29 protein-coding genes and 1 pseudogene are annotated in these 21,561 nt (G+C 62.5%); 26 read left to right on the top strand and 4 right to left on the bottom strand.

The annotated features are described in order from the left end of the window. Window positions 1-184: 184 nt before the first annotated feature. The 3 genes from tuf (at window position 185) to NIBR502770_RS12455 (ending at window position 2,959) form a co-directional block, all read left to right on the top strand. Window positions 185-1,375 (top strand): elongation factor Tu, encoded by a 1,191-nt coding sequence (gene tuf / locus NIBR502770_RS12460; RefSeq protein ID WP_141159762.1) that lies wholly within the window; start codon window positions 185-187, stop codon window positions 1,373-1,375. A gap of 101 nt (window positions 1,376-1,476) precedes the next feature. Then, window positions 1,477-1,602, top strand: coding sequence for a hypothetical protein (locus NIBR502770_RS21670; protein WP_256371453.1), 126 nt, complete (start codon window positions 1,477-1,479; stop codon window positions 1,600-1,602). Window positions 1,603-1,708: 106 nt separating this feature from the next. Further along, window positions 1,709-2,959: an Nramp family divalent metal transporter gene (locus tag NIBR502770_RS12455; protein WP_141182128.1), complete on the top strand. Its 1,251-nt coding sequence runs from the start codon at window positions 1,709-1,711 to the stop codon at window positions 2,957-2,959. Window positions 2,960-2,963: 4 nt separating this feature from the next. Here NIBR502770_RS12455 and NIBR502770_RS12450 read toward each other — a convergent pair. After that, window positions 2,964-4,414, bottom strand: a pseudogene (locus NIBR502770_RS12450) (GH1 family beta-glucosidase). 396 nt (window positions 4,415-4,810) lie between these two features. On the opposite strand from NIBR502770_RS12450, the gene rpsJ reads away from it, so the two are divergent. From rpsJ to map, 23 genes are all read left to right on the top strand, one after another. Further along, window positions 4,811-5,119, top strand: a complete 309-nt coding sequence (gene rpsJ, locus NIBR502770_RS12445; RefSeq protein WP_003803825.1) for a 30S ribosomal protein S10 — start codon at window positions 4,811-4,813, stop codon at window positions 5,117-5,119. A 17-nt stretch (window positions 5,120-5,136) separates the two neighbouring features. Beyond that, window positions 5,137-5,787, top strand: a complete 651-nt coding sequence (gene rplC, locus NIBR502770_RS12440) for a 50S ribosomal protein L3 (RefSeq protein ID WP_141159765.1) — start codon at window positions 5,137-5,139, stop codon at window positions 5,785-5,787. Window positions 5,788-5,791: 4 nt separating this feature from the next. Then, a complete protein-coding gene (gene rplD, locus NIBR502770_RS12435; protein WP_141159766.1) occupies window positions 5,792-6,412 on the top strand; it encodes a 50S ribosomal protein L4 in 621 nt (206 codons plus the stop codon). After that, complete coding sequence (rplW, locus tag NIBR502770_RS12430; RefSeq protein WP_011692807.1) at window positions 6,409-6,714, top strand: 50S ribosomal protein L23; 306 nt, start codon at window positions 6,409-6,411, stop codon at window positions 6,712-6,714. Before rplD ends, rplW begins: the two co-directional genes overlap by 4 nt. Window positions 6,715-6,743: 29 nt before the next feature. Next, window positions 6,744-7,583 carry a 50S ribosomal protein L2 gene (gene rplB / locus NIBR502770_RS12425; RefSeq protein WP_141159767.1) on the top strand — a complete coding sequence of 280 codons (840 nt, stop codon included), beginning with the start codon at window positions 6,744-6,746 and terminating at the stop codon, window positions 7,581-7,583. 12 nt (window positions 7,584-7,595) lie between these two features. Beyond that, window positions 7,596-7,877, top strand: coding sequence for a 30S ribosomal protein S19 (rpsS, locus tag NIBR502770_RS12420; protein ID WP_003803803.1), 282 nt, complete (start codon window positions 7,596-7,598; stop codon window positions 7,875-7,877). A 38-nt stretch (window positions 7,878-7,915) separates the two neighbouring features. Continuing rightward, window positions 7,916-8,281 carry a 50S ribosomal protein L22 gene (gene rplV / locus NIBR502770_RS12415; RefSeq protein ID WP_009358304.1) on the top strand — a complete coding sequence of 122 codons (366 nt, stop codon included), beginning with the start codon at window positions 7,916-7,918 and terminating at the stop codon, window positions 8,279-8,281. Further along, window positions 8,282-9,112 (top strand): 30S ribosomal protein S3, encoded by an 831-nt coding sequence (gene rpsC, locus NIBR502770_RS12410; protein WP_141159768.1) that lies wholly within the window; start codon window positions 8,282-8,284, stop codon window positions 9,110-9,112. After that, complete coding sequence (gene rplP / locus NIBR502770_RS12405) at window positions 9,113-9,529, top strand: 50S ribosomal protein L16 (RefSeq protein ID WP_043454603.1); 417 nt, start codon at window positions 9,113-9,115, stop codon at window positions 9,527-9,529. 2 nt (window positions 9,530-9,531) lie between these two features. Next, on the top strand, window positions 9,532-9,861 hold the full coding sequence (rpmC, locus tag NIBR502770_RS21720; protein ID WP_018769136.1) for a 50S ribosomal protein L29: 330 nt from the start codon (window positions 9,532-9,534) through the stop codon (window positions 9,859-9,861). Then, window positions 9,858-10,163 (top strand): 30S ribosomal protein S17, encoded by a 306-nt coding sequence (gene rpsQ / locus NIBR502770_RS12395; RefSeq protein ID WP_141159769.1) that lies wholly within the window; start codon window positions 9,858-9,860, stop codon window positions 10,161-10,163. Before rpmC ends, rpsQ begins: the two co-directional genes overlap by 4 nt. 632 nt (window positions 10,164-10,795) lie before the next feature. After that, window positions 10,796-11,164 (top strand): 50S ribosomal protein L14, encoded by a 369-nt coding sequence (gene rplN, locus NIBR502770_RS12390; RefSeq protein ID WP_003803789.1) that lies wholly within the window; start codon window positions 10,796-10,798, stop codon window positions 11,162-11,164. A gap of 3 nt (window positions 11,165-11,167) precedes the next feature. Beyond that, on the top strand, window positions 11,168-11,530 hold the full coding sequence (rplX, locus tag NIBR502770_RS12385) for a 50S ribosomal protein L24 (protein ID WP_015937845.1): 363 nt from the start codon (window positions 11,168-11,170) through the stop codon (window positions 11,528-11,530). Then, entirely contained in the window at window positions 11,530-12,111 is a 582-nt protein-coding gene (rplE, locus tag NIBR502770_RS12380) for a 50S ribosomal protein L5 (RefSeq protein ID WP_018769138.1), read from the top strand. Before rplX ends, rplE begins: the two co-directional genes overlap by 1 nt. Before the next feature lie 82 nt (window positions 12,112-12,193). Continuing rightward, a complete protein-coding gene (gene rpsH, locus NIBR502770_RS12375) occupies window positions 12,194-12,592 on the top strand; it encodes a 30S ribosomal protein S8 (protein WP_015937843.1) in 399 nt (132 codons plus the stop codon). Window positions 12,593-12,610: 18 nt separating this feature from the next. Further along, on the top strand, window positions 12,611-13,147 hold the full coding sequence (gene rplF / locus NIBR502770_RS12370; RefSeq protein ID WP_141159770.1) for a 50S ribosomal protein L6: 537 nt from the start codon (window positions 12,611-12,613) through the stop codon (window positions 13,145-13,147). A gap of 2 nt (window positions 13,148-13,149) precedes the next feature. Beyond that, on the top strand, window positions 13,150-13,533 hold the full coding sequence (rplR, locus tag NIBR502770_RS12365; RefSeq protein ID WP_141159771.1) for a 50S ribosomal protein L18: 384 nt from the start codon (window positions 13,150-13,152) through the stop codon (window positions 13,531-13,533). Further along, window positions 13,530-14,246: a 30S ribosomal protein S5 gene (gene rpsE / locus NIBR502770_RS12360; protein ID WP_141159772.1), complete on the top strand. Its 717-nt coding sequence runs from the start codon at window positions 13,530-13,532 to the stop codon at window positions 14,244-14,246. Before rplR ends, rpsE begins: the two co-directional genes overlap by 4 nt. Before the next feature lie 2 nt (window positions 14,247-14,248). Further along, window positions 14,249-14,455 carry a 50S ribosomal protein L30 gene (gene rpmD / locus NIBR502770_RS12355; protein WP_009358731.1) on the top strand — a complete coding sequence of 69 codons (207 nt, stop codon included), beginning with the start codon at window positions 14,249-14,251 and terminating at the stop codon, window positions 14,453-14,455. Next, window positions 14,456-14,941, top strand: coding sequence for a 50S ribosomal protein L15 (rplO, locus tag NIBR502770_RS12350; RefSeq protein ID WP_141159773.1), 486 nt, complete (start codon window positions 14,456-14,458; stop codon window positions 14,939-14,941). A gap of 211 nt (window positions 14,942-15,152) precedes the next feature. Next, complete coding sequence (secY, locus tag NIBR502770_RS12345; RefSeq protein ID WP_141159774.1) at window positions 15,153-16,463, top strand: preprotein translocase subunit SecY; 1,311 nt, start codon at window positions 15,153-15,155, stop codon at window positions 16,461-16,463. 5 nt (window positions 16,464-16,468) lie between these two features. Next, window positions 16,469-17,038 (top strand): adenylate kinase, encoded by a 570-nt coding sequence (locus tag NIBR502770_RS12340; RefSeq protein ID WP_210411207.1) that lies wholly within the window; start codon window positions 16,469-16,471, stop codon window positions 17,036-17,038. Between the two features lie 74 nt (window positions 17,039-17,112). Further along, window positions 17,113-17,940, top strand: coding sequence for a type I methionyl aminopeptidase (map, locus tag NIBR502770_RS12335; protein ID WP_141182127.1), 828 nt, complete (start codon window positions 17,113-17,115; stop codon window positions 17,938-17,940). 106 nt (window positions 17,941-18,046) lie between these two features. On the opposite strand, the gene NIBR502770_RS12330 is transcribed toward map, so the two are convergent. From NIBR502770_RS12330 to NIBR502770_RS12320, 3 genes are all read right to left on the bottom strand, one after another. After that, a complete protein-coding gene (locus NIBR502770_RS12330) occupies window positions 18,047-19,396 on the bottom strand; it encodes an ABC transporter substrate-binding protein (RefSeq protein ID WP_141182126.1) in 1,350 nt (449 codons plus the stop codon). 73 nt (window positions 19,397-19,469) lie between these two features. Next, complete coding sequence (locus NIBR502770_RS12325; RefSeq protein ID WP_141159778.1) at window positions 19,470-20,390, bottom strand: carbohydrate ABC transporter permease; 921 nt, start codon at window positions 20,388-20,390, stop codon at window positions 19,470-19,472. Then, window positions 20,387-21,346 (bottom strand): carbohydrate ABC transporter permease, encoded by a 960-nt coding sequence (locus NIBR502770_RS12320; RefSeq protein WP_210418862.1) that lies wholly within the window; start codon window positions 21,344-21,346, stop codon window positions 20,387-20,389. The genes NIBR502770_RS12325 and NIBR502770_RS12320 overlap by 4 nt, the downstream gene beginning before the upstream one ends. Window positions 21,347-21,561: the final 215 nt, after the last annotated feature.

Genomic DNA, 21,561 nt, shown 5'->3' with positions numbered 1-21,561 from the left:
CGGCCGGCCGGCCGGATTCGTCCGGCTGGTTCCGGCCCCTGCACGAACAGGCTCAGGGGATTAGTATTAGTTCCTGAATCTGCAATTTCACCAATCCAAAGCCCCCCAAGTAGACTTGCCTGAGTTCTACCGCGATAAGCGCGGCTGGAGGGCAAGCTATTTGAAAACGTTCTAGGAGGAACCTGTGGCAAAGGCAAAGTTCGAGCGGACTAAGCCGCACGTCAACATCGGCACCATTGGTCACGTTGACCACGGTAAGACGACGCTGACGGCCGCCATTTCCAAGGTGCTGTACGACAAGTACCCGGATCTCAACGAGAAGCGTGACTTCGCGTCGATCGACTCTGCACCCGAAGAGCGTCAGCGCGGTATTACCATCAACATCTCCCACGTGGAGTACCAGACCGAGAAGCGTCACTACGCACACGTTGACGCCCCCGGCCACGCTGACTACATCAAGAACATGATCACCGGTGCTGCCCAGATGGACGGCGCAATCCTCGTGGTTGCCGCTACCGACGGCCCGATGGCTCAGACCCGCGAGCACGTTCTGCTCGCCCGCCAGGTTGGTGTTCCCTACCTGCTGGTCGCCCTGAACAAGGCTGACATGGTCGACGACGAAGAACTGCTCGACCTGGTCGAAATGGAAGTTCGTGAGCTCCTGAGCTCGCAGGGCTTCGATGGCGACAACGCTCCGGTTGTCCGCGTTTCAGGCCTGAAGGCACTGGAAGGCGACCCCGAGTGGGTCAAGTCCGTTGAGGACCTGATGGCTGCCGTCGACGAGTCCGTTCCGGACCCCGTACGTGACCGCGACAAGCCGTTCCTGATGCCGATCGAGGACGTTTTCACCATCACCGGCCGTGGCACCGTTGTTACGGGCCGCGCCGAGCGTGGAACCCTCGCCATCAACTCCGAGGTCGAGATCGTCGGCATCCGCCCGGTCCAGAAGACCACGGTTACCGGTATCGAGATGTTCCACAAGCAGCTCGACGAAGCATGGGCCGGCGAGAACTGTGGCCTGCTGCTCCGCGGTCTGAAGCGCGACGATGTCGAGCGTGGCCAGGTTGTCGTCAAGCCGGGTTCCATCACCCCGCACACCGACTTCGAGGCCAACGTCTACATCCTCTCCAAGGACGAAGGCGGACGTCACAACCCGTTCTACTCCAACTACCGCCCGCAGTTCTACTTCCGCACCACGGACGTAACCGGCGTTATCACCCTGCCCGAGGGCACGGAAATGGTTATGCCTGGCGACAACACTGAGATGACCGTTGCGCTCATCCAGCCCATCGCCATGGAAGAGGGCCTCGGCTTCGCTATCCGCGAAGGCGGCCGCACCGTTGGTTCGGGACGCGTTACCAAGATCATCAAGTAGTACTTGCTGAACTGAAGGACAGCCCCGCTGCAGAAGCAGCGGGGCTGTCCTTTTTCGTTAAAGGCCCCCTGATACTGTTGCAGCACTGAAAGGAGACCATCATGGGCTGGCTTATCTTCCTCATCATCGCGGTGGCCGTTGTGGCCGGGGTGTTTTGGGTCAAGCGGAACTTCCGGCACGAAATCGACCGGGCAAAGCGGATCAACAGGGCAAACAAGAACCAGTAGTGCCGCGGGCACCTCAATCTCGAAGGCATGCCTTAGTCCTACTTTTCGGTACACCTAAATTCGCGGTATCCTCGTCCTATTGACGCCCCGACGACGAGGACACGTGATGGCTGTTTCAACATTGGCGGCTGAATCCGCTTCCACCAAGGGCTGGTCGCGCCTCCTGCTGCTCGGTCCGGCCTTTGTGGCGGCAATTGCCTACGTTGATCCCGGCAACGTGGCGGCGAACCTGACGGCCGGGGCAAACTTCGGTTACCTGCTTGTCTGGGTGCTGGTAGTTGCGAATGCCATGGCCGTGCTGATCCAGTACCAGTCCGCCAAGCTGGGCCTTGCCACCGGCATGAGCCTGCCGGAGATCCTGGGCAAGCGCTTGGGAACCGGGCAGCGGCGTGCCTTTTGGGTGCAGGCTGAGATCGTTGCCGGTGCTACAGACATGGCAGAGGTCATTGGCGGAGCTGTCGCCCTCAACCTGCTGTTCGGCCTTCCGCTGCTCACGGGCGGAGTGATCATTGGATTGGCGTCCATGCTGCTGCTGGGACTTCAATCGCACCGGAGCCAGAAGTCCTTCGAACTCGCCATCCTGACCCTGCTCGGCGTGATCGCCGTTGGCTTCGTGTCAGGCCTGGTCGCTGCCCCGCCGGACGCGGGCGGGGCCCTCGCCGGCCTCGTGCCACGGTTTGGCGGGACCGACACCGTCCTGCTCGCCGCCAGCATGCTCGGGGCCACTGTCATGCCACACGCGATCTACCTGCACTCAGCCCTGGCCCGGGACCGTCACGGTTTCTCCGAAGATCCCGTTATCAGGACGCGGCTGATCAGGGCAACCCGGCTGGACGTCGCCGGAGCGCTGCTGCTGGCCGGCATCGTCAATATTGCCATGCTGCTGCTGGCCGCCACGAGCCTCCGCGGAGTGGAGGGGACGGACACCATCGCCGGGGCGCACGCGGCCGTGACGTCGGCACTGGGGCCGGTTATCGGCGTCGTATTTGCCGTGGGACTCCTGGCCTCCGGCCTGGCGTCCACCTCGGTAGGGTGCTATGCCGGGGCCACGATCATGGGCGGCCTGCTGAAAGTGCGGATTCCGCTGCTTGTCCGCCGCACCGTCACCCTGATCCCGGCGCTGCTGGTCCTGGGCGCCGGCATTGAACCTACCCTGGCCCTGGTCCTCAGCCAGGTCCTCCTGAGTTTCGGTATCCCCTTCGCGCTCATCCCGCTGATCCGCCTCACCGGGAGCCGCAAAGTCATGGGCATCCATGCGGACTCGGCGGCGCTCCGGATTGCAGGCTGGACCAGTGCCACACTGATCGTGGGCTTGAACTGCGTACTGATCGTGCTGACGGTGCTGGGGCGCCAGTGACCCTTTAGGGACGGACCGTGTGGTCCTGCCGGCTGCCGCGGGCCCGGGACAACGCCTGGTACCAGTAGAAGGAACGCTTGGGAGTCCGCTCCAGCGAGTCGAAATCCACATGCACCAGGCCAAAGCGCTGGGAGTATCCGGCGGCCCACTCGAAGTTGTCCATCAGCGTCCACACATAGTAGCCCCGCAGGTCCACGCCTTCTGCGACGCCGCCGGGCGAGGTGGCCTCCAAGGCTGCCCCCAGATGGGTTGCGAGGTACGCCACCCGGTCCGTGTCCTCCAGGGTCTGCGTAACGCGGTCCGGTTCCGGGAAGCTCGCGCCGCCTTCGGTGATGTATACCGGCGGGAGGGATGGCCCGTACCGGTCCCGCATCTCCTGCAGCAGGACACCCAGATGCTCCGGCGCGACGGGCCAGCCGAAGCCGGTGCTGCCGTACTCCGGGTAACCCGCCTCGTGGAAGGGCAGCTTCGCCAACTCCTGGTGCATGTCCGCAGGTAAGGGGTGATGCCTGGCCCCAGGGCCACTTTGACCGGGAAATAGTAATTGAGGCCGTAGAAGTCCAGCGGCTGGTGGATGGTCTTCAGGTCGGCATCGGAAATCCTGCCAATGGAGCGCAGCCACGGCCTCGCATACAAGGGCAGGGACGGGTAGCGCCCCAGCAGGACTGGATCGGCGTAGAGCCTGTTCATCAGCAGGTCGTACAGATGCGCCACCAGTCGGTCGCCGATCTTCCGGGTGGCAGGCCTGACGGGGGAGTGCAGGTTGGTCAGGCCGACGCCGCCCGCTACGCCGGCTGCCCGCAGGGCCTGCACGCCAAGTCCATGCGCCAGGAGTTGGTGGTGGATGGCGGGGAGGGCGTCGAACATCAGGCGGCGTCCCGGCGCGTGGACTCCCAGCGCGTATCCATTGAGGGTGACCGACACGGGCTCGTTGAGTGTCACCCACTGGTCAACGCGATCGCCAAACCGCTCACCGGCGGCGCGTGCGTACTCGCCGAACCGCTCAGCGGTATCCCGGTTCAGCCAGCCGCCGCGGTGTTCCAGCGGCAGGGGGGTGTCCCAGTGGTACAGGGTGGCCATGGGGGAGATGCCGGCCTCAAGGAGCTGGTCGATTAGGCGGTCGTAAAAGTCCAGGCCCTCAGCGTTGAAGCTGCCCTGGCCATCAGGCTGGATGCGCGGCCAGGACAGGGAGAACCGGTAGGAGTCAACGCCCAGCTCCTTGAGCAGTCCAACATCTTCCGGCAGCCGGTTGTAGTGGTCGCACGCCACTGCGGGGGAGTGGCCGTCAATGATGGCGCCGGGTTTCTCCGCGAAGGCGTCCCACCCCGAGGGCCCGCGGCCTCCTGCCGTCAGCGCGCCTTCTATCTGGAACGCCGCGGCGGCGACGCCAAGGGTGAACGACGGCGGCACGCGCCCGGCCAGTTGCGTCACCGATTCAGTGCCTTCCAGGGTCATGCACCTATCATCCAGCCGGTTTCATGCCACTGCAATGGGATCTCAGGGGGCGAACGGAAGGCCAATTCGCATCTGCCGGGCTTTTCCGGCATACTAGATGAGTTGTTCAAGCGCTTCTTCGTGTCCCGATCCGGATAATGCCGGGTGCAGGGTCCAAGCTGAAGACCAAACATAACCCACCCCCAAGGAACTGCGGATTCATATGCGCGCCCAGCGCGACACGCCCGACCGCGGGGGTCGGTTACGCCGGCAAGGTGAGGAACCCGGATTTATCCGGATTCAGTTTGTGCGGCGGATGGTGGTTACGACCTCAAATGCTTCGGCAGCCATACAACGAGTAAGTGAACAGGGCAGCCCTAATCCGGGGAAGCACAGACTGAAAGAGAGTCAGGCGACATGGCGGGACAAAAAATCCGCATCCGGCTGAAGTCATACGACCACGAGGTCATTGACGTTTCAGCACGGAAGATCGTTGAGACGGTCACGCGCGCAGGCGCAACGGTAGTTGGCCCCGTGCCGCTGCCCACGGAGAAGAACGTTTACTGCGTTATCCGCTCTCCGCACAAGTACAAGGACAGCCGCGAGCACTTTGAAATGCGCACGCACAAGCGTCTTATCGACATCATCGATCCCACGCCGAAGGCTGTCGACTCGCTCATGCGTCTCGACCTGCCGGCTGACGTGAACATCGAAATCAAGCTGTAGGGAGGTGCTGAGAGACTATGACCGCAACCCGTAACGTAAAGGGCCTGCTGGGCACGAAGCTCGGCATGACCCAGGTCTGGGACGAGAACAACAAGCTCATCCCCGTCACTGTGGTCCAGGCAGACTCGAACGTCATCACCCAGCTGCGCAACGCAGAAGTTGATGGCTACGTCGCCGTTCAGATCGGCTACGGCCAGATCGATCCCCGCAAGGTCACCAAGCCGCTGGCTGGTCACTTTGAAAAGGCAGGCGTCACGCCTCGCCGCCACGTCGTCGAACTTCGTACCGCAGATGCTGCCGAGTACGAGCTGGGCCAGGAGCTCTCCGTAGAGCTCTTCGAAGCCGGCCAGAAGATCGACGTCGTCGGGACCACCAAGGGTAAGGGCTTCGCCGGTGTTATGAAGCGTCACGGCTTCCACGGCGTTGGAGCTTCCCACGGTGCCCACAAGAACCACCGTAAGCCCGGTTCAATCGGTGGCGCATCCACCCCGAGCCGCGTCTTCAAGGGCATGAGAATGGCCGGCCGCATGGGCGCCGTTCGTCACACCACGCTGAACCTCACCGTTCACGCGGTCGACGTCGAGAAGTCGCTGCTCCTGATCAAGGGTGCCGTTCCCGGTGCCCGCGGCCAGGTCGTCTTCGTACGCACCGCCGTGAAGGGAGCCTAGTTCAATGGCTAACACTGTCCAGGTTGACCTGCCTGCAGAGATCTTCGACGTTCAGACCAACGTGCCGCTGCTGCACCAGGTTGTCGTTGCCCAGCTCGCTGCTGCCCGCCAGGGAACCCACAAGACCAAGACCCGCGCTGAAGTTTCCGGTGCAGGACGCAAGCCGTTCAAGCAGAAGGGCACCGGCCGCGCCCGTCAGGGTTCCATCCGTGCTCCCCACATGACCGGCGGTGGCATTGTCCACGGTCCCACCCCGCGTGACTACAGCCAGCGCACCCCCAAGAAGATGATTGCTGCTGCACTGCGCGGCGCACTCTCTGACCGGGCCCGCAACGGTCGCATCCACGTTGTCGCAGAACTGGTTGAAGGCACCAAGCCGTCCGCCAAGACCGCCCTGGCAACGCTCCGCGGTGTTTCCGACCGCAAGAACCTGCTGGTCGTCATCGAGCGCGATAACGACGTTGCCGCACTGTCCGTGCGCAACCTCGCCGGCGTTCACGTTCTGTACGCAGACCAGCTGAACACCTACGACGTCCTCGTCTCCGATGACGTTGTCTTCACCAAGGCTGCCTACGACGCATTCGTTGCCGCCAAGGCAGCTAAGAACGAGGAGGATGCCAAGTGAGTGCAGCCACCATCAAGGATCCCCGCGACGTCGTGCTTGCACCCGTCGTGTCGGAAAAGAGCTACGGCCTGATCGACGAGGGCAAGTACACCTTCCTGGTGGACCCCCGTTCGAACAAGACCGAGATCAAGCTGGCCGTGGAGAAGATCTTCTCCGTCAAGGTCGAATCGATCAACACCATCAACCGTGCCGGTAAGCGCAAGCGCACCAAATTCGGATGGGGTACCCGCAAGAACACCAAGCGTGCGATTGTCACCCTCAAAGAAGGCACCATCGACATCTTCGGCGGTCCGCTCGCGTAGCGGAGACCACTTTAACGAGGAAATAAATTATGGGAATCCGTAAGTACAAGCCGACTACCCCGGGCCGTCGTGGCTCGAGCGTAGCGGACTTCACCGAAATTACGCGGTCGACGCCGGAAAAGTCGTTGGTACGTCCGCTGCCCAAGAAGGGCGGCCGTAACAACTCCGGCAAGATCACCACCCGTCACAAGGGTGGTGGACACAAGCGCCAGTACCGTCTGATCGACTTCCGTCGCCACGACAAGGACGGCGTCAACGCCCGCGTTGCCGAAATCGAGTACGATCCGAACCGCACGGCCCGCATCGCCCTCCTGCACTACGTTGATGGCACCAAGCGTTACATCATCGCCCCCAACAAGCTCGCCCAGGGTGACGTTGTTGAAGCAGGTGCCGGTGCTGACATCAAGCCCGGTAACAACCTGCCGCTGCTCAACATCCCGGTGGGTACTGTCATCCACGCAGTTGAACTGCGCCCGGGTGGCGGCGCCAAGATGGGCCGCTCCGCCGGCGCATCCATCCAGCTTGTTGCCAAGGAAGGCCGCTTCGCCCAGCTGCGTCTGCCTTCCGGCGAAATCCGCAACGTTGACGTGCGCTGCCGCGCAACTGTCGGCGAGGTTGGCAACGCCGAGCAGTCGAACATCAACTGGGGCAAGGCCGGCCGTATGCGGTGGAAGGGCGTTCGCCCGACCGTCCGTGGTGTCGCCATGAACCCGGTTGACCACCCGCACGGTGGTGGTGAGGGTAAGACGTCCGGTGGACGTAACCCCGTCAACCCGAACGGTAAGCGGGAAGGCCGCACCCGCCGCCCCAACAAAGAGAGCGACAAGCTTATTGTGCGTCGCCGTCGTACTGGCAAGAACAAGCGATAGGAGCCTGGACACATGCCACGCAGCCTGAAAAAAGGTCCTTTCGTTGACCAGCACCTCTTTGTGAAGGTAGCCAGGGAAAACGAAAAGGGCACCAAGAACGTCATCAAGACCTGGTCCCGCCGTTCGATGATCATCCCCGACATGCTCGGACACACGATCGCCGTACACGACGGACGCAAGCACATCCCGGTGTTTGTCACTGAGTCGATGGTCGGGCACAAGCTCGGCGAATTCGCTCCCACGCGGACATTCCGCGGCCATGTCAAGGACGACCGTAAGGGCAAGCGCCGCTAGGCGCCTGCGTTTACGTCAAAGACGAGAGAAGGAAAGCAATGGAAGCCAAGGCAATTGCGCGCCACATCCGCGTAACGCCTATGAAGGCCCGGCGCGTCGTCAACCTTGTTCGTGGATTGCAAGCGAATGAGGCTCTGGCAATTCTGAAGTTTGCCCCGCAGGCAGCTTCGGAGCCGGTATTCAAGGTAGTTCAGTCAGCAATCTCCAACGCCCGGGTCCTCGCAGACCGCGACGGCGTGGCGTTTGACGAAGGCGACCTCATCATCAGCGAAGCGTTTGTTGATGAAGGCCCGACCATGAAGCGGTTCCAGCCGCGTGCCCAGGGTCGTGCATTTCAGATCAAGAAGCGCACCAGCCACATCACCGTGGTAGTCGCTACCCCGGAGAAAGAGGAGGCTCGCTAAGTGGGACAGAAAGTAAACCCGCACGGGTTCCGACTCGGCATCACCACCGATCACGTATCGCACTGGTTCGCTGACAGCACCAAGGCCGGACAGCGGTACAAGGACTTCGTTCGCGAAGACATCCGCATCCGCCAGCTCATGTCCACGGGCATGGAGCGCGCCGGCATCGCCAAGGTCGAGATCGAGCGCACCCGTGACCGTGTCCGCGTGGACATCCACACGGCCCGCCCGGGTATCGTCATCGGCCGCCGTGGAGCAGAAGCAGACCGCATCCGCGGCGAGCTCGAAAAGCTCACCGGCAAGCAGGTCCAGCTGAACATCCTCGAGGTCAAGAACCCCGAAATGGAAGCCCAGCTCGTGGCCCAGGGCGTTGCAGAGCAGCTGACTTCCCGCGTGGCATTCCGCCGTGCGATGAAGAAGGCCATGCAGTCCGCACAGCGTGCAGGTGCCAAGGGCATCCGTATCGCCTGCTCGGGCCGCCTGGGTGGCGCTGAAATGTCCCGCTCGGAGTTCTACCGCGAAGGCCGTGTGCCCCTGCACACCCTCCGCGCGAACATCGACTACGGCTTCTACGAAGCCAAGACCACCTTCGGCCGCATCGGTGTGAAGGTTTGGATCTACAAGGGTGACGTCACCGCCAAGGAACTGGCCGCACAGGCCGCTGCTGCACCGTCCCGCGGTAGCCGTGGCGACCGTCCCGGCCGTCCGGGTGGCGCTGACCGCGGTGACCGCCGCCGTCGTAACGACCGCCCGGCCGCTGACGCAGCTCCTGCTGCCGAAGCACCGGCAGTTGAAGCAGCACCCGCTGCTGCAGAAGGAGGACAGGCTTAAATGCTTATCCCACGTCGAGTAAAGCACCGTAAGCAGCACCACCCGGGTCGTTCCGGCGCTGCTACGGGCGGTACCCAGGTCTCCTTCGGTGAGTACGGCATCCAGGCACTGAGCCCGGCATACGTCACCAACCGTCAGATCGAGTCCGCTCGTATCGCCATGACCCGCCATATCAAGCGTGGCGGTAAGGTCTGGATCAACATCTACCCGGACCGTCCGCTGACCAAGAAGCCTGCCGAAACCCGCATGGGTTCCGGTAAGGGTTCACCGGAATGGTGGGTCGCCAACGTCAAGCCGGGTCGGGTTCTCTTCGAACTCTCCGGTGTCAATGAAGAGGTAGCTCGCGAGGCCCTGCGCCTGGCAATCCACAAGCTGCCGTTGAAGGCACGCATTGTGCGTCGCGAGGGTGGTGAATAGAAATGGCAGTAGGATCCAAGGATCTGGCTCCCGCACAGCTGGACGGTTTCGACAACGAGCGTCTCGTTGAAGAACTCCGCAAGGCCAAGGAAGAGCTGTTCAACCTGCGTTTCCAGTCCGCCACCGGACAGCTGGAAAACCACGGCCGCCTGCGTGCAGTAAAGAAGGACATTGCACGCATCTACACCGTTCTCCGCGAACGCGAACTGGGCATTCGTGCCGAGGTTGCCGCACCGGTTGTGGAAGCCAAGGAAGAAAAGAAGTCCAAAAAGGCTTCAACCAAGAAGGCCGACAAGGCTGAAAAGGCTGAGACCGAGGAGGACGCCAAGTGAGTGAAAAGGACCAGAACGTGACCGAAACTGCTACCGCAGCCAAGGCTGGGGAGCGCGGTTACCGCAAGACCCGTCGCGGCTACGTGGTCTCCGACAAGATGGAAAAGACCATCGTTGTCGAGGTTGAAGACCGCGTGAAGCACGCACTGTACGGCAAGGTCATCCGCCGCACCTCCAAGGTCAAGGCGCACGACGAAGAGAACACCGCCGGCATCGGCGACCTCGTAGTCATCGCCGAGACCCGTCCGCTGTCCGCCACCAAGAACTGGCGGCTCGTGGAAATCCTCGAAAAGGCCAAGTAGCACCCGCTGCTTTGCTGGATGCCTCCGCTCCCTTCCGGGAGCGGGGGCATCCTCGTTTAACGGGCAGCGGGCGTGGCCGTCCGCCCCACACAGACGCCCCATCGCTTCCTGCACCTTTTCCCGAAACGCCCCATCAGTTCCTGCACGCTTTTCGGAAACGCCACATCACTTGCCGAAACGTACCAGCGGGAGGTGATGGCGCGTTGGAGGATCTCCTGCAGGTAGTGATGGGGCGTAAGTGGACTGCCGGACGACGCCGGCGCCTGGGTTGGCGGGGGAGTGGCACCTGGGTGGGCCGGAAGGCTGCCCCGCGCGGCGCCGTCGTCCGTCTTGCGGGGCAGGCGACGGTGGTGATATGGGGACCGGCGGAAAACGTGCTAGGATATTGAGTTTGTATGGCGCCTTTCGTGCGCCATCATCAACCTCGTAAACAAGCGTGCCACAGCATAGTGCCCCTGTGCGCCCGGGATCCGTTCCCGGACCGGGTGGGAGCAACTGCTCCTGGCACGGGCGTTTAGGCCTGGTCTGGCAAAATCCAGGCAGGTCAAGAGACACCCCGATCAACCGTTCCGCAAGGCTCATTCCGTAGCAAGACCACGGCCTGAGAACCGGCGCGACGCAAGGAGTAAATAGTGATTCAGCAGGAGTCGCGACTCAAGGTCGCCGACAACACGGGTGCTAAGGAAATCCTTACCATTCGCGTTCTCGGTGGATCCGGCCGTCGCTACGCAGGCATCGGTGACGTCATCGTCGCCACCGTCAAGGATGCAATCCCGGGCGGCAACGTAAAGAAGGGCGATGTGGTCAAGGCCGTCATCGTCCGTACCAAGAAGGAACGCCGCCGTGCGGATGGTTCCTACATCAAGTTTGACGAGAACGCAGCTGTGATCCTGAAGAACGACGGTGACCCCCGCGGTACCCGTATCTTCGGACCGGTTGGTCGTGAACTGCGTGACAAGAAGTTCATGAAGATCGTTTCTCTGGCTCCGGAGGTGCTCTAGTCCATGGCTGCAAAGATCAAGAAGGGTGACCTGGTTCAGGTCATCACTGGCGCCAAGGCTGAGCGTGGCGGCGACCGCGGCAAGCAGGGCAAGGTTCTGCGCGTCTTCACCGACACCAACCGCGTGCTGGTTGAGGGTATCAACCGCGTCACCAAGCACACCCGTGTTGGACAGTCGCAGCGCGGCACCAAGACTGGCGGCATCGAGGTCGTAGAGGCCCCGATCCACATTTCCAACGTGGCCCTGGTTGACCCGTCGACCAAGAAGCCGACCCGCGTGGGCTTCCGCCTCGACACTGTGGAGAAGAACGGTGTCAAGAAGACCGTCCGTATCCGCGTGTCCAAGAGCTCCGGGAAGGACATCTAATGACTGAGACTCTCGAGACTCCGGCAACGAAGATCGTTCCTCGTCTGAAGACCAAGTACGCCGAATCCATCAAGGCAACGCTCCAGGATGAATTCAAGTACGAGAACGTGAACCAGGTACCCCGCCTGGTGAAGGTCGTTGTGAACATGGGTGTTGGAGATGCCGCCAAGGACTCCAAGCTGATCGACGGCGCTGTCCGCGACCTCACCCAGATCACCGGCCAGAAGCCGCAGGTTACCAAGGCCCGCAAGTCGATCGCACAGTTCAAGCTGCGCGAAGGCATGCCCATCGGTGCACACGCAACCCTGCGTGGCGACCGCATGTGGGAATTCGTGGACCGCCTGGTCACCCTGGCACTGCCCCGTATCCGCGACTTCCGCGGCCTGAGCGGCAAGCAGTTCGATGGCAACGGCAACTACACCTTCGGTCTGACCGAGCAGGTTATGTTCCACGAAATCGACCAGGACAAGATCGACCGCGTCCGCGGTATGGACATCACGGTTGTCACCACCGCCAAGACCGATGACGAAGGCCGCGCGCTGCTCAAGGCGCTTGGTTTCCCGTTCAAAACCGAAGCTTAATTAACTACGTAAAAGGTCCGGCCGCTCCGCTCCCCAGGGGATGGAACGGCGGAAACCGTTACGAGGAAGGGCATGAGCCCACATGACAATGACAGATCCTGTCGCAGATATGCTTACGCGCCTGCGTAACGCAAACTCGGCATACCACGACTCCGTGTCTATGCCTTACAGCAAGCTCAAGGCACGCGTTGCCGACATCCTCAAGGCCGAAGGTTTCATCGCCGGCTGGAAGGAAGAGGACGCTGAGGTTGGCAAGAAGCTGACCCTGGACCTCAAGTTCGGTCCGAACCGCGAGCGTTCCATCGCCGGTGTACGCCGCATCTCCAAGCCGGGCCTCCGCGTTTACGCGAAGTCCACCAACCTGCCCCACGTGCTCGGTGGCTTGGGTATCGCAATCCTGTCCACCTCTTCCGGCCTCCTGACTGACAAGCAGGCCGGCAAGAAGGGCGTGGGCGGCGAAGTCCTCGCTTACGTCTGGTAACGGGAAAGGAAGAGAAAAATGTCACGTATTGGACGTCTCCCCATCACCGTTCCTGCCGGCGTTGAGGTCAAGGTTGACGGCTCTGTCGTCAGCGTCAAGGGTTCCAAGGGGGAGCTGACCCACACAGTGGCCAGCCCCATCGAGGTTGCCCTGGATGACAACACCCTGACCGTCAGCCGCCCGAACGACGAGCGCGCCTCCCGTTCGCTCCACGGCCTGACCCGCACCCTGATCGCCAACATGATCCAGGGCGTCACCGCAGGCTACGAGAAGAAGCTTGAAATCGTCGGTACCGGTTACCGCGTTCAGGCCAAGGGATCTGACCTTGAGTTCGCTCTGGGCTACAGCCACCCGGTCAACGTTTCGGCTCCGGCCGGCATCACCTTTGCAGTAGAGGGACCGACCAAGCTCTCTGTCTCAGGTATCAACAAGCAGCAGGTCGGCGAGGTCGCTGCCAACATTCGCAAGCTGCGGAAGCCTGACCCCTACAAGGGCAAGGGCATCCGTTACGCAGGCGAAGTCATCCGCCGCAAGGTCGGAAAGGCTGGTAAGTAACCATGGCCATCTCCATTAACAAGAAGCGTACGAACAAGAGCAAGGCTGCTGGTCGCAGCCGCCGCCAGCTTCGTATCCGCAAGCGCATTTCAGGTACGGCTGCCCGCCCCCGTCTGGTGGTCAACCGTTCCGCACGCCACGTATTTGTCCAGGTTGTCGATGACACCATTGGCCAGACCGTAGCAAGCGCGTCCACCCTGGAAGCCGACCTTCGTGCATTCGACGGTGACAAGACTGCCAAGGCCAAGCGCGTTGGCGAGCTCGTTGCCGAACGTGCCAAGGCTGCCGGCGTCGAGGCTGTTGTCTTCGACCGTGGTGGTAACAAGTACCACGGCCGGATTGCCGCCGTCGCTGACGGTGCACGCGAAGGTGGGCTGTCACTGTGACCGAAGCAAACAAGGAAAAGGACACTGTGTCTGCAGATCAGAAGGCGCCCGAAGCCGCAGCTGCTGAGACCACTGCCCCCGCTGCCGAGGACCGCCGTGGTGGCGCCCGTCGCGGCGAGCGTGGCGACCGTGGCCAGGGCCGCGGCGACCGCGGTGGCCGTGGCGGCCGCGACGGTGGCCGTGAAGCCGAAAAGAACCAGTTCGTAGAGCGCGTTGTCACCATCAACCGCGTTTCCAAGGTCGTCAAGGGTGGTCGTCGCTTCAGCTTCACCGCACTGGTCGTCGTTGGTGACGGTAACGGCATGGTCGGCGTGGGCTACGGCAAGGCCAAGGAAGTTCCCGCTGCTATCGCCAAGGGCGTTGAAGAGGCCAAGAAGTCCTTCTTCCGCGTTCCCCGCGTTGGCAACACCATCCCGCACCGCGTTCAGGGTGAAGCCGCTGCCGGCGTCGTAATGCTGCGTCCGGCTTCCGCCGGTACCGGTGTTATCGCCGGCGGTCCGGTCCGTGCAGTACTGGAGTGCGTGGGCATCCACGACATCCTCTCCAAGTCGCTCGGTTCCTCCAACGCCATCAACATCGTTCACGCGACCGTTGATGCCCTGAAGCGCCTCGAAGAGCCGGCAGCAGTGGCTGCACGCCGCGGCCTGCCGCTGGACGAGATCGCTCCGGCTGCGCTGGTGAAGGCCCTCCTGGCTCCGAAGGCAGGTGTTTAGTCTTGGCTAAGAACCTGGTCCCCTCCGACGCTCAGTTGGAGATCACTCAGATCAAGTCCGCCATTGGCGGCAAGCAGAACCAGCGCGATACCCTGCGGTCCCTCGGCCTGAAGCGGATTGGACACACCGTTGTCCGCACCGCCGACGCCGTGACCGTTGGAATGCTCAACACGGTTCCGCACCTGGTAAAGGTAGAGGAGGCGAAGTAAATGGCAGAGAACACTGCTGATAAGGCGCAGGCTGCTGAGAAGCAGAGCGCCCTGAAGGTTCACCACCTGCGTCCCGCACCGGGTGCCAAGACCGCCAAGACCCGTGTTGGTCGTGGTGAGGCATCCAAGGGCAAGACCGCCGGTCGCGGTACCAAGGGTACGGCTGCCCGCTACCAGGTGAAGGCTGGCTTTGCCGGCGGCCAGCTGCCGCTGCACATGCGCCTGCCGAAGCTGCGCGGCTTCAAGAACCCGTTCCGGGTTGAGTTCCAGGTTGTAAACCTGGACAAGCTCAACGAGCTGTTCCCGGAAGGTGGCGCAGTCACCGTGGAGAACCTGGTCGAAAAGGGTGCCGTTCGCAAGAACCAGCCCGTCAAGGTGCTGGGCACCGGCGACATCACCGTCAAGGTTGACGTCACCGCCCACGCATTCTCGGCCAGCGCCGCAGAAAAAATTGCCGCAGCAGGCGGAAGCACCACCGCCCTCTAAAGGGACGGCGCCAGCTGTTGAACTCCCGGTATCCGCGGGCTTCGGCCCCGGATACCGGGAGTTTTTCATATCCGCCCGGCGAACAATTCCCGCCATCCGGCGCATGCGCGGGGGCCCGGATTGTTCGGTCGGGTCCTAGACCCGTTAGACTCGGATGTCGGGATTTATCAAATTCCGCCACCCCACCCTTATTGACACCACAGGAGGACGCTTGCTTAGCGCATTTGGCCGGGCCTTTCGCACGCCTGATCTGCGACGCAAGTTGTTGTTCACGCTGGGAATCATCACCATCTTCCGCTTGGGTGCTTTCATTCCCTCGCCAGGTGTGAACTACCAGAATGTCCAGCAATGCTTGCATAACGGTCAGACCGCCGGCGGGCTGTATCAGCTCGTCAACCTCTTCAGCGGCGGCGCGTTGCTCCAGGTGTCCATCTTCGCCCTGGGCATCATGCCGTACATCACGGCCAGCATCATCGTCCAGTTGCTCCGGGTGGTCATTCCCCGGTTCCAGCAGCTTTACGAAGAGGGCGCCTCGGGACAGTCCAAGCTGACCCAGTACACCCGCTACCTCACCATCGCTCTGGGCCTGCTCAACGCCACCACCCTGGTGTCCCTGGCCCGCTCAGGGCAGCTGCTTCCCGGCTGCCAGCTGCCGGTGATCCCTGACAGCAGCATCATCACCACCATCCTGATCATCATCACCCTCACGGCCGGCACCGGCCTGATCATGTGGATGGGCGAGCTCGTCACGGAGAAGGGCGTGGGCAACGGCATGTCGCTGCTCATCTTCACTTCCATCGCCGCCCAGTTCCCCACTTCGCTGGGTGCCATCTGGACCTCGCAGGGACCGGGAACCTTCTTCCTGGTCCTGGTGGTGGGTCTGCTCACGGTGGCCCTGGTGGTCTTCGTCGAGCAGTCACAGCGCCGCATTCCGGTGCAGTACGCCAAGCGGATGATCGGGCGGCGCACCGTGGGCGGCACCAGCACTTACATTCCCATCAAAGTGAACATGGCCGGCGTCATTCCGGTGATCTTCGCTTCTTCCATGCTCTACATTCCCGGGCTGATCGCGCAGTTCAACCAGCCCCGGAACGGCGAGTCCATGCCAGCGTGGGTTGAGTGGATCAACAACAACCTCACCCGCGGAGACCACCCGATCTACATGGCGGTTTATTTCCTCCTGATCGTGTTCTTCACCTACTTCTATGTCGCGATTACCTTCAACCCTGAAGAAGTCTCAGACAACATGAAGAAGTACGGCGGCTTCATCCCAGGTATCCGCGCCGGCAGGCCGACCGCTGACTACCTGCAGTACGTGCTCTCACGGATCACGCTGCCCGGCGCCCTCTACCTGGGCTTCGTGGCACTGATTCCGCTGGTGGCGCTCGTGCTGATCAACGCAAACCAGAACTTCCCGTTCGGTGGCACCTCGATCCTGATCATGGTGGGCGTTGGGTTGGAGACCGTAAAGCAGATTGATGCGCAGCTACAACAACGTCACTACGAAGGGCTTTTGCGATGACGAGAATGCTGATTATTGGACCTCCCGGTTCCGGAAAAGGAACGCAGGCGGAGCGGATTTCAGAACGCCTCGGCGTTGTGGCCATCTCCACCGGCGACATCTTCCGGGCCAACGTGAAGGGTGAAACCCCTCTCGGTATTGAGGCCAAGAAGTACATGGACAACGGCGACTTCGTCCCGGACAGCGTGACCAACAAGATGGTCCGCGACCGGCTGAACGAGTCCGACGTCGAAAACGGCTTCCTGCTGGACGGCTACCCGCGCACCACCGCGCAGGTTGACTACCTTGACGAGATCCTCGCCGACGGCGACGAGAAGCTCGACGTGGTCCTGCAGCTGACTGCCGACGACGAAGAACTGGTACACCGCCTCCTGGGGCGTGCCAAGGAAACGGGCCGGAGCGACGACAACGAAGCCGTCATCCGCCACCGCCTGGACCTGTACCACGAGCAGACCGAAGCCGTGGTGGCCAAGTACGCAGACCGCGGCATCCTCACCAAGGTTGACGGGATCGGTCCCATCGACGAAGTCACCAACCGCGTAATGCAGGCCATCAAGGCCGCGCAGGCAGCCTGACCCAAGGCGCCCAAGTTTTATCGAGGCTCCTCCCGGCATCCGGGAGGAGCCTCAGCCATTTGAAAGGACACATCATGGCCTTCGGCCAGCCCCGCATCGAAATCAAGAACAACGCCCAAATGCGTACCATGCATGAGGCCGGACTGGTCCTCAGCCGCGCCTTGGACGCCGCCGTCACCGCCGCAGTTCCCGGGGTCACCACCAAGCACCTTGACGATGTCTTCGCCGCCGTCCTCAACGAGGCCGGTGCCAAGTCCAACTTCCTGGGCTACCATGGCTTCCCGGCCACCATCTGCACGTCCGTGAACGAGGAAGTGGTGCACGGAATTCCTGGCAACCGCGTGCTGCAGGACGGCGACATCATCTCCATCGACGGCGGCGCGATCGTCGACGGGTGGCACTCGGATTCCGCCCGCACCGTGATCGTGGGAACCGCGGATCCTGAAGACCAGAGGCTCTCCGATGTGACCCAGGCTGCCATGTGGCACGGGATCGCTGCGCTGGCCAAGCGGGGCCACGTCGGTGACGTCGGAGCGGCCATCGACGATTACGTGTCCTCGGTCCCGGGCAAGCCGCTGGGCATCCTGGAGGATTACGTGGGGCACGGCATCGGCTCCGAGATGCACATGGCCCCGGACGTCCTGAACTACCGCACCAGCCACCGCGGACCCAAGGTCAAGGCCGGCCTTTGCCTGGCCATTGAGCCCATGCTGGTGCGGGGCAGCATCGAGACCGCGGTCCTGGAGGATGATTGGACCGTTGTGACCACGGACGGCCAGCGCTCCTGCCAGTGGGAGCACTCCGTGGCAGTCCACGACAGGGGGATCTGGGTTCTTTCCGCGCCCGACGGCGGTGCGGCGCACCTGGTGCCCCTAGGCGTTACGCCGGTCCCGATCCCGTAAGGGACGTGCATTTTCCCCCACGACGCAGAAAATCCCTGCCGACCCCGAAATAATGGGGTCGGCAGGGATTTTGCGCGTCACCGGCGTTTCGGCGTAGCGAATTCCGCTAGGACTTCAGCTTCGGCTTCACGTCCTTGTCGTAGATGCCCTGCAGCGTGGTCTTCAGGTCCGTCATGGTGGCCTTGACGTCGCCCTGCTGCGTGAGGATCTTCGCTGCGGACTTCGCCATTTCCTGGTCGGCGCCCGGCAGGAACACCCTGGCGTTGTCCTGGACCTTGGTCACCGCGAGCTGGTCCATGGCGGTTTTGATCTGCGGTGTCTTGGCCAGGACTGCCGTCATGTCAGCCGACTTGCGGGTGGGCATGTACCCGGTGGCGGCAGAGAACTCGGCGGTGCTCTCCGGCTGGGTGACGAAGTCCAGGAACATGCCGGCCGCGAGCTGTTCCTCCTTGGTGATGCCGCTGGGGATGCCCAGGCCCGCGCCGCCCGTGGGGCAGACGTTGGTCTCCGCTTTCGGGCCGCCGGGCAGGAAGCCAACGCCCACGTTGAACTTTGCCGATTTCAGGATTCCCAGCAGCGAACCGGTGGAGGAAATGGTGGTCGAGGTCAGCCCTGCGGAGAAGTCGTCCGCCGCTTCCTTGGAGGAGACGCCTGCCCACTTGTCCTTGTAGATCGAGTCCTGGGCCCACTGCAGTGCGGCCACGGAGTCGCTGGAGTCGCAGGTGATGTCCCATTCCTTGGACCAGCCACCGCCCCAGCCCCAGAGCATGTTCTGCAGCGTCCAGCCCGCGTACCCGGCAAGCGCTGGGTAGATGTAGGCGTACTGGGCGCCGGAGCTTGCCTTCAGCTTCGGGGCCCACTCAGCGAATTCCTGCCACGTCTTGGGTGCACGGTCCGGCAGCCCGGCTGCGGCGAAGTGGTCCTTGTTGTAGTAGAACAGCGGAGTGGAGCGGCCGTAGGGGAGCGCCCACTGCTTGCCGTCGTATTTGTAGTCGTTGACCAGCGACTGCTGGAAGTCGTCCATCTTCATGTTCAGCTGCTTGGTCAGGCTGTCCACGGGAATGATGCTCCCGTTGGTGTAGTACCGGAACCACCACACGTCGGAGAGGACAACCACTCCGGGGAGGCCGGACTTGGCGGCCTGCGCGGTCTGGAACTTCTGGGCAATTTCCTCGTAGTTGGCCCCTGCCGTGACCAGGTTGACGGTGATGCCAGGGTTTTTGGCCTGGAACTTTTCGATCAGGCTCTTCTCAACGTCCTGTGACTGGCCCGGGTGGCTGGACCAGAAGTCGATCTTTGCCGCCGGCTTCACGCCGCTGAAGTCGATGTCGGCTGCCTGGGATGTGGCTTGGCCACCGCCGGTTGTCGAGGGTCCGCCGCATGCGGCCAGGGCAGCGGCAGAGGCGGTGGCCCCTGCCAGGCCCAGGAAGTGCCTCCGGTCCAGGTGAAGTGTCATGACAGTTCCTTTCGGTTGTTGCCTGCGGAAGGGGGGTACTAAAAGGTTGGGAAGTACGACGGCGGCCGGCGGCTTAGCCGGTCACGCTGCCCTGGGTGAGGCCCGCCACGATGTAGCGCTGCAGGGCCGCGAAGACGATCAGGATGGGAACGATGACCAGGACCGCGCCGGCCATGAGGACGCCCCAGCCGGCTGCGTTGCTTTCGTTGTTCTGCAGCAGGGTCAGGCCCACCGGCAGGGTCATGGTTTCCGGCCGGTCCGTGATGATGAGCGGCCAGATGTAGTCGTTCCATTCGGTCACGATGGTCACCAGCGCTACGGTGGCGATGGAGGGAACGGACACGGGGACCACGATCTGCCAGAGGCGGCGCCAGTGCCCGGCCCCGTCCATCTCGGCCGATTCCAGGATGGACGCCGGCAGGGTCCGGAAGTGCTGCCGCAGCAGGAAGGTACCGAACGCAGTGCCCAGGCCGGGGAGGATGATCCCCCACAGCGTGTTCTTGCCGCCGATCCCCGCGATGAGGATGAAGTTGGGCAGGATGGACACCTGCGGTGGCACCATGAGGGCCACCAGGATCAGGAGGAAGATGAAGTTCCGGAACGGAAAGCGGACAAAGACCAGGGCATACGCCGTCAGGATCGCCAGGATCACTTTGATGGTGGCCCCTGCCAGCGTGACGATGGTGCTGTTCAGGAAGAACTGGCCGAACGGGACCGTGGTCATTGCGGTCCGGTAGTTCTCTAGGTTCAGGCTTTCCGGGAGGATTTTCAGGTCGGTGGTGACAATCTCGCCGGAAGTCTTAAAGGAGCTGAGCACCATCCACAGCAGGGGCAGGAATACCACCAGGGTGGCAATGATCAGGGGCAGGTAGCCGCCCACCACGGTCTGGACCAGGTTCCGGCGGGAGAACGGCCGGTCGGGACGCAGGCCCGGGTCTGGAGCGGAGACGGCGGGGGCGGTGGGGTCCGGGCTCACCGGTGAGAGGGACGTCACGAGTAATGAACCTTTCGTTCCACGAACCGCAGCTGGAGCACGGTGATCACCAGGAGGATGGCAAACAGGACCACGGAAATGGCTGCGGAGTAGCCGGCCCTGTTGTAGGCGCCGAAGGCCTGGAGGTAGGCCTCGTAGATCAGGGTGCTGGTGCCGGTGCCCAGTGGCGTCATGATCCTGATGAGGTCGAAGGCCTGCAGCGAGCTGAGCAAAGTGGTGATCAGGAGGAAGAACGTGGTGGGGGACAGCAGCGGCAGGGAGATGCTGACGAAGCGCCGGAACCCGTTGGCGCCGTCGAGGGACGCCGCCTCCATGACTTCGGTCGGCAGGGACTGCAGCCCGGCGAGGTACACCACCGCGCAGTAGCCCAGGTTCTTCCAGACGTACACCAGGATCACCATGACCAGGGACAGCTGGGGATCGTTGATCCACTGCGGGCTCTGCTGGCCGATGCCGCGGAGCAGCCAGGCAAGGACGCCATAGCCGGGATCGAAAATGAACAACCACACCAGGCCGACACCGACGCCGGAGAGGACATAGGGGGCAAAGACCGCGGACCGGGCGAACGTGGTGCCGCGGACCCTGGCGTTCAGGGCCAGCGCCACCAGCAGTCCCAGGATCATGGAACCGCCTACGGTGACCAAGGTGAAGACTGCCGTGGTGCCCAGCACCTTCGGTGCATCGTTGCTGGTGAAGAAGGTGACGTAGTTACCCAGGCCCACCACGGTTGCGGAGGGGGAACCCAGCGTCCAGTCCAGCGTGGAGTAGTACATGTTGCTGAACAGCGGCCGGTACGTGAAGACGGCGATCAGTATCAGGTTGGGCAAGGCCATGGCAAGGAAAACAAAGAAATCGCGGCGGTTCCTTGCGCTCCACCGCCTGTGGGGTATTTTAGCGGTGCTGCCACCGGGGCCAGCGGGCCTGGTGGAGGGTCGTGGGGAGAGTTGACGTGTCATGCGGATCTCTCACGGGTTTCGGAGCCAGCTCGTGGCCGGTCGCGGGTAAGGGGAATCAAGCCATTACTTCACCACATTGTCGGTGGGCGAAACCCCTGAAAAAGCCCTTCTCCTCAAATAGTTAACAAAGGCTTCGTTGCCCATTAACCCTGTGTTGTTTGCAGTCTCGCATAAAGTTTGCCGATGCGGCAGGGGCGCGCCAGCAGAGGGGACAA

Origin of the sequence: Pseudarthrobacter sp. NIBRBAC000502770, from assembly GCF_006517815.1 — a bacterium.
Classification (GTDB): Bacteria; Actinomycetota; Actinomycetes; order Actinomycetales; family Micrococcaceae; genus Arthrobacter; species Arthrobacter niigatensis.
This window is presented reverse-complemented; position numbering and strand designations above follow the sequence as displayed.

What these genes read in the sequence shown, in the direction of transcription:
- NIBR502770_RS21670 (WP_256371453.1), top strand. Translation starts at nt 1,477, where the DNA reads ATGGGCTGGCTTATCTTCCTCATCATCGCGGTGGCCGTTGTGGCCGGG.
- NIBR502770_RS12455 (WP_141182128.1), top strand. Translation starts at nt 1,709, where the DNA reads ATGGCTGTTTCAACATTGGCGGCTGAATCCGCTTCCACCAAGGGCTGG.
- rpsJ (WP_003803825.1), top strand. Translation starts at nt 4,811, where the DNA reads ATGGCGGGACAAAAAATCCGCATCCGGCTGAAGTCATACGACCACGAG.
- rplC (WP_141159765.1), top strand. Translation starts at nt 5,137, where the DNA reads ATGACCGCAACCCGTAACGTAAAGGGCCTGCTGGGCACGAAGCTCGGC.
- rplD (WP_141159766.1), top strand. Translation starts at nt 5,792, where the DNA reads ATGGCTAACACTGTCCAGGTTGACCTGCCTGCAGAGATCTTCGACGTT.
- rplB (WP_141159767.1), top strand. Translation starts at nt 6,744, where the DNA reads ATGGGAATCCGTAAGTACAAGCCGACTACCCCGGGCCGTCGTGGCTCG.
- rpsS (WP_003803803.1), top strand. Translation starts at nt 7,596, where the DNA reads ATGCCACGCAGCCTGAAAAAAGGTCCTTTCGTTGACCAGCACCTCTTT.
- rplV (WP_009358304.1), top strand. Translation starts at nt 7,916, where the DNA reads ATGGAAGCCAAGGCAATTGCGCGCCACATCCGCGTAACGCCTATGAAG.
- rplP (WP_043454603.1), top strand. Translation starts at nt 9,113, where the DNA reads ATGCTTATCCCACGTCGAGTAAAGCACCGTAAGCAGCACCACCCGGGT.
- rpmC (WP_018769136.1), top strand. Translation starts at nt 9,532, where the DNA reads ATGGCAGTAGGATCCAAGGATCTGGCTCCCGCACAGCTGGACGGTTTC.
- rplX (WP_015937845.1), top strand. Translation starts at nt 11,168, where the DNA reads ATGGCTGCAAAGATCAAGAAGGGTGACCTGGTTCAGGTCATCACTGGC.
- rplE (WP_018769138.1), top strand. Translation starts at nt 11,530, where the DNA reads ATGACTGAGACTCTCGAGACTCCGGCAACGAAGATCGTTCCTCGTCTG.
- rpsH (WP_015937843.1), top strand. Translation starts at nt 12,194, where the DNA reads ATGACAATGACAGATCCTGTCGCAGATATGCTTACGCGCCTGCGTAAC.
- rplF (WP_141159770.1), top strand. Translation starts at nt 12,611, where the DNA reads ATGTCACGTATTGGACGTCTCCCCATCACCGTTCCTGCCGGCGTTGAG.
- rplR (WP_141159771.1), top strand. Translation starts at nt 13,150, where the DNA reads ATGGCCATCTCCATTAACAAGAAGCGTACGAACAAGAGCAAGGCTGCT.
- rplO (WP_141159773.1), top strand. Translation starts at nt 14,456, where the DNA reads ATGGCAGAGAACACTGCTGATAAGGCGCAGGCTGCTGAGAAGCAGAGC.
- NIBR502770_RS12340 (WP_210411207.1), top strand. Translation starts at nt 16,469, where the DNA reads ATGCTGATTATTGGACCTCCCGGTTCCGGAAAAGGAACGCAGGCGGAG.
- map (WP_141182127.1), top strand. Translation starts at nt 17,113, where the DNA reads ATGGCCTTCGGCCAGCCCCGCATCGAAATCAAGAACAACGCCCAAATG.
- NIBR502770_RS12330 (WP_141182126.1), bottom strand. Translation starts at nt 19,396, where the DNA reads ATGACACTTCACCTGGACCGGAGGCACTTCCTGGGCCTGGCAGGGGCC.
- NIBR502770_RS12320 (WP_210418862.1), bottom strand. Translation starts at nt 21,346, where the DNA reads ATGACACGTCAACTCTCCCCACGACCCTCCACCAGGCCCGCTGGCCCC.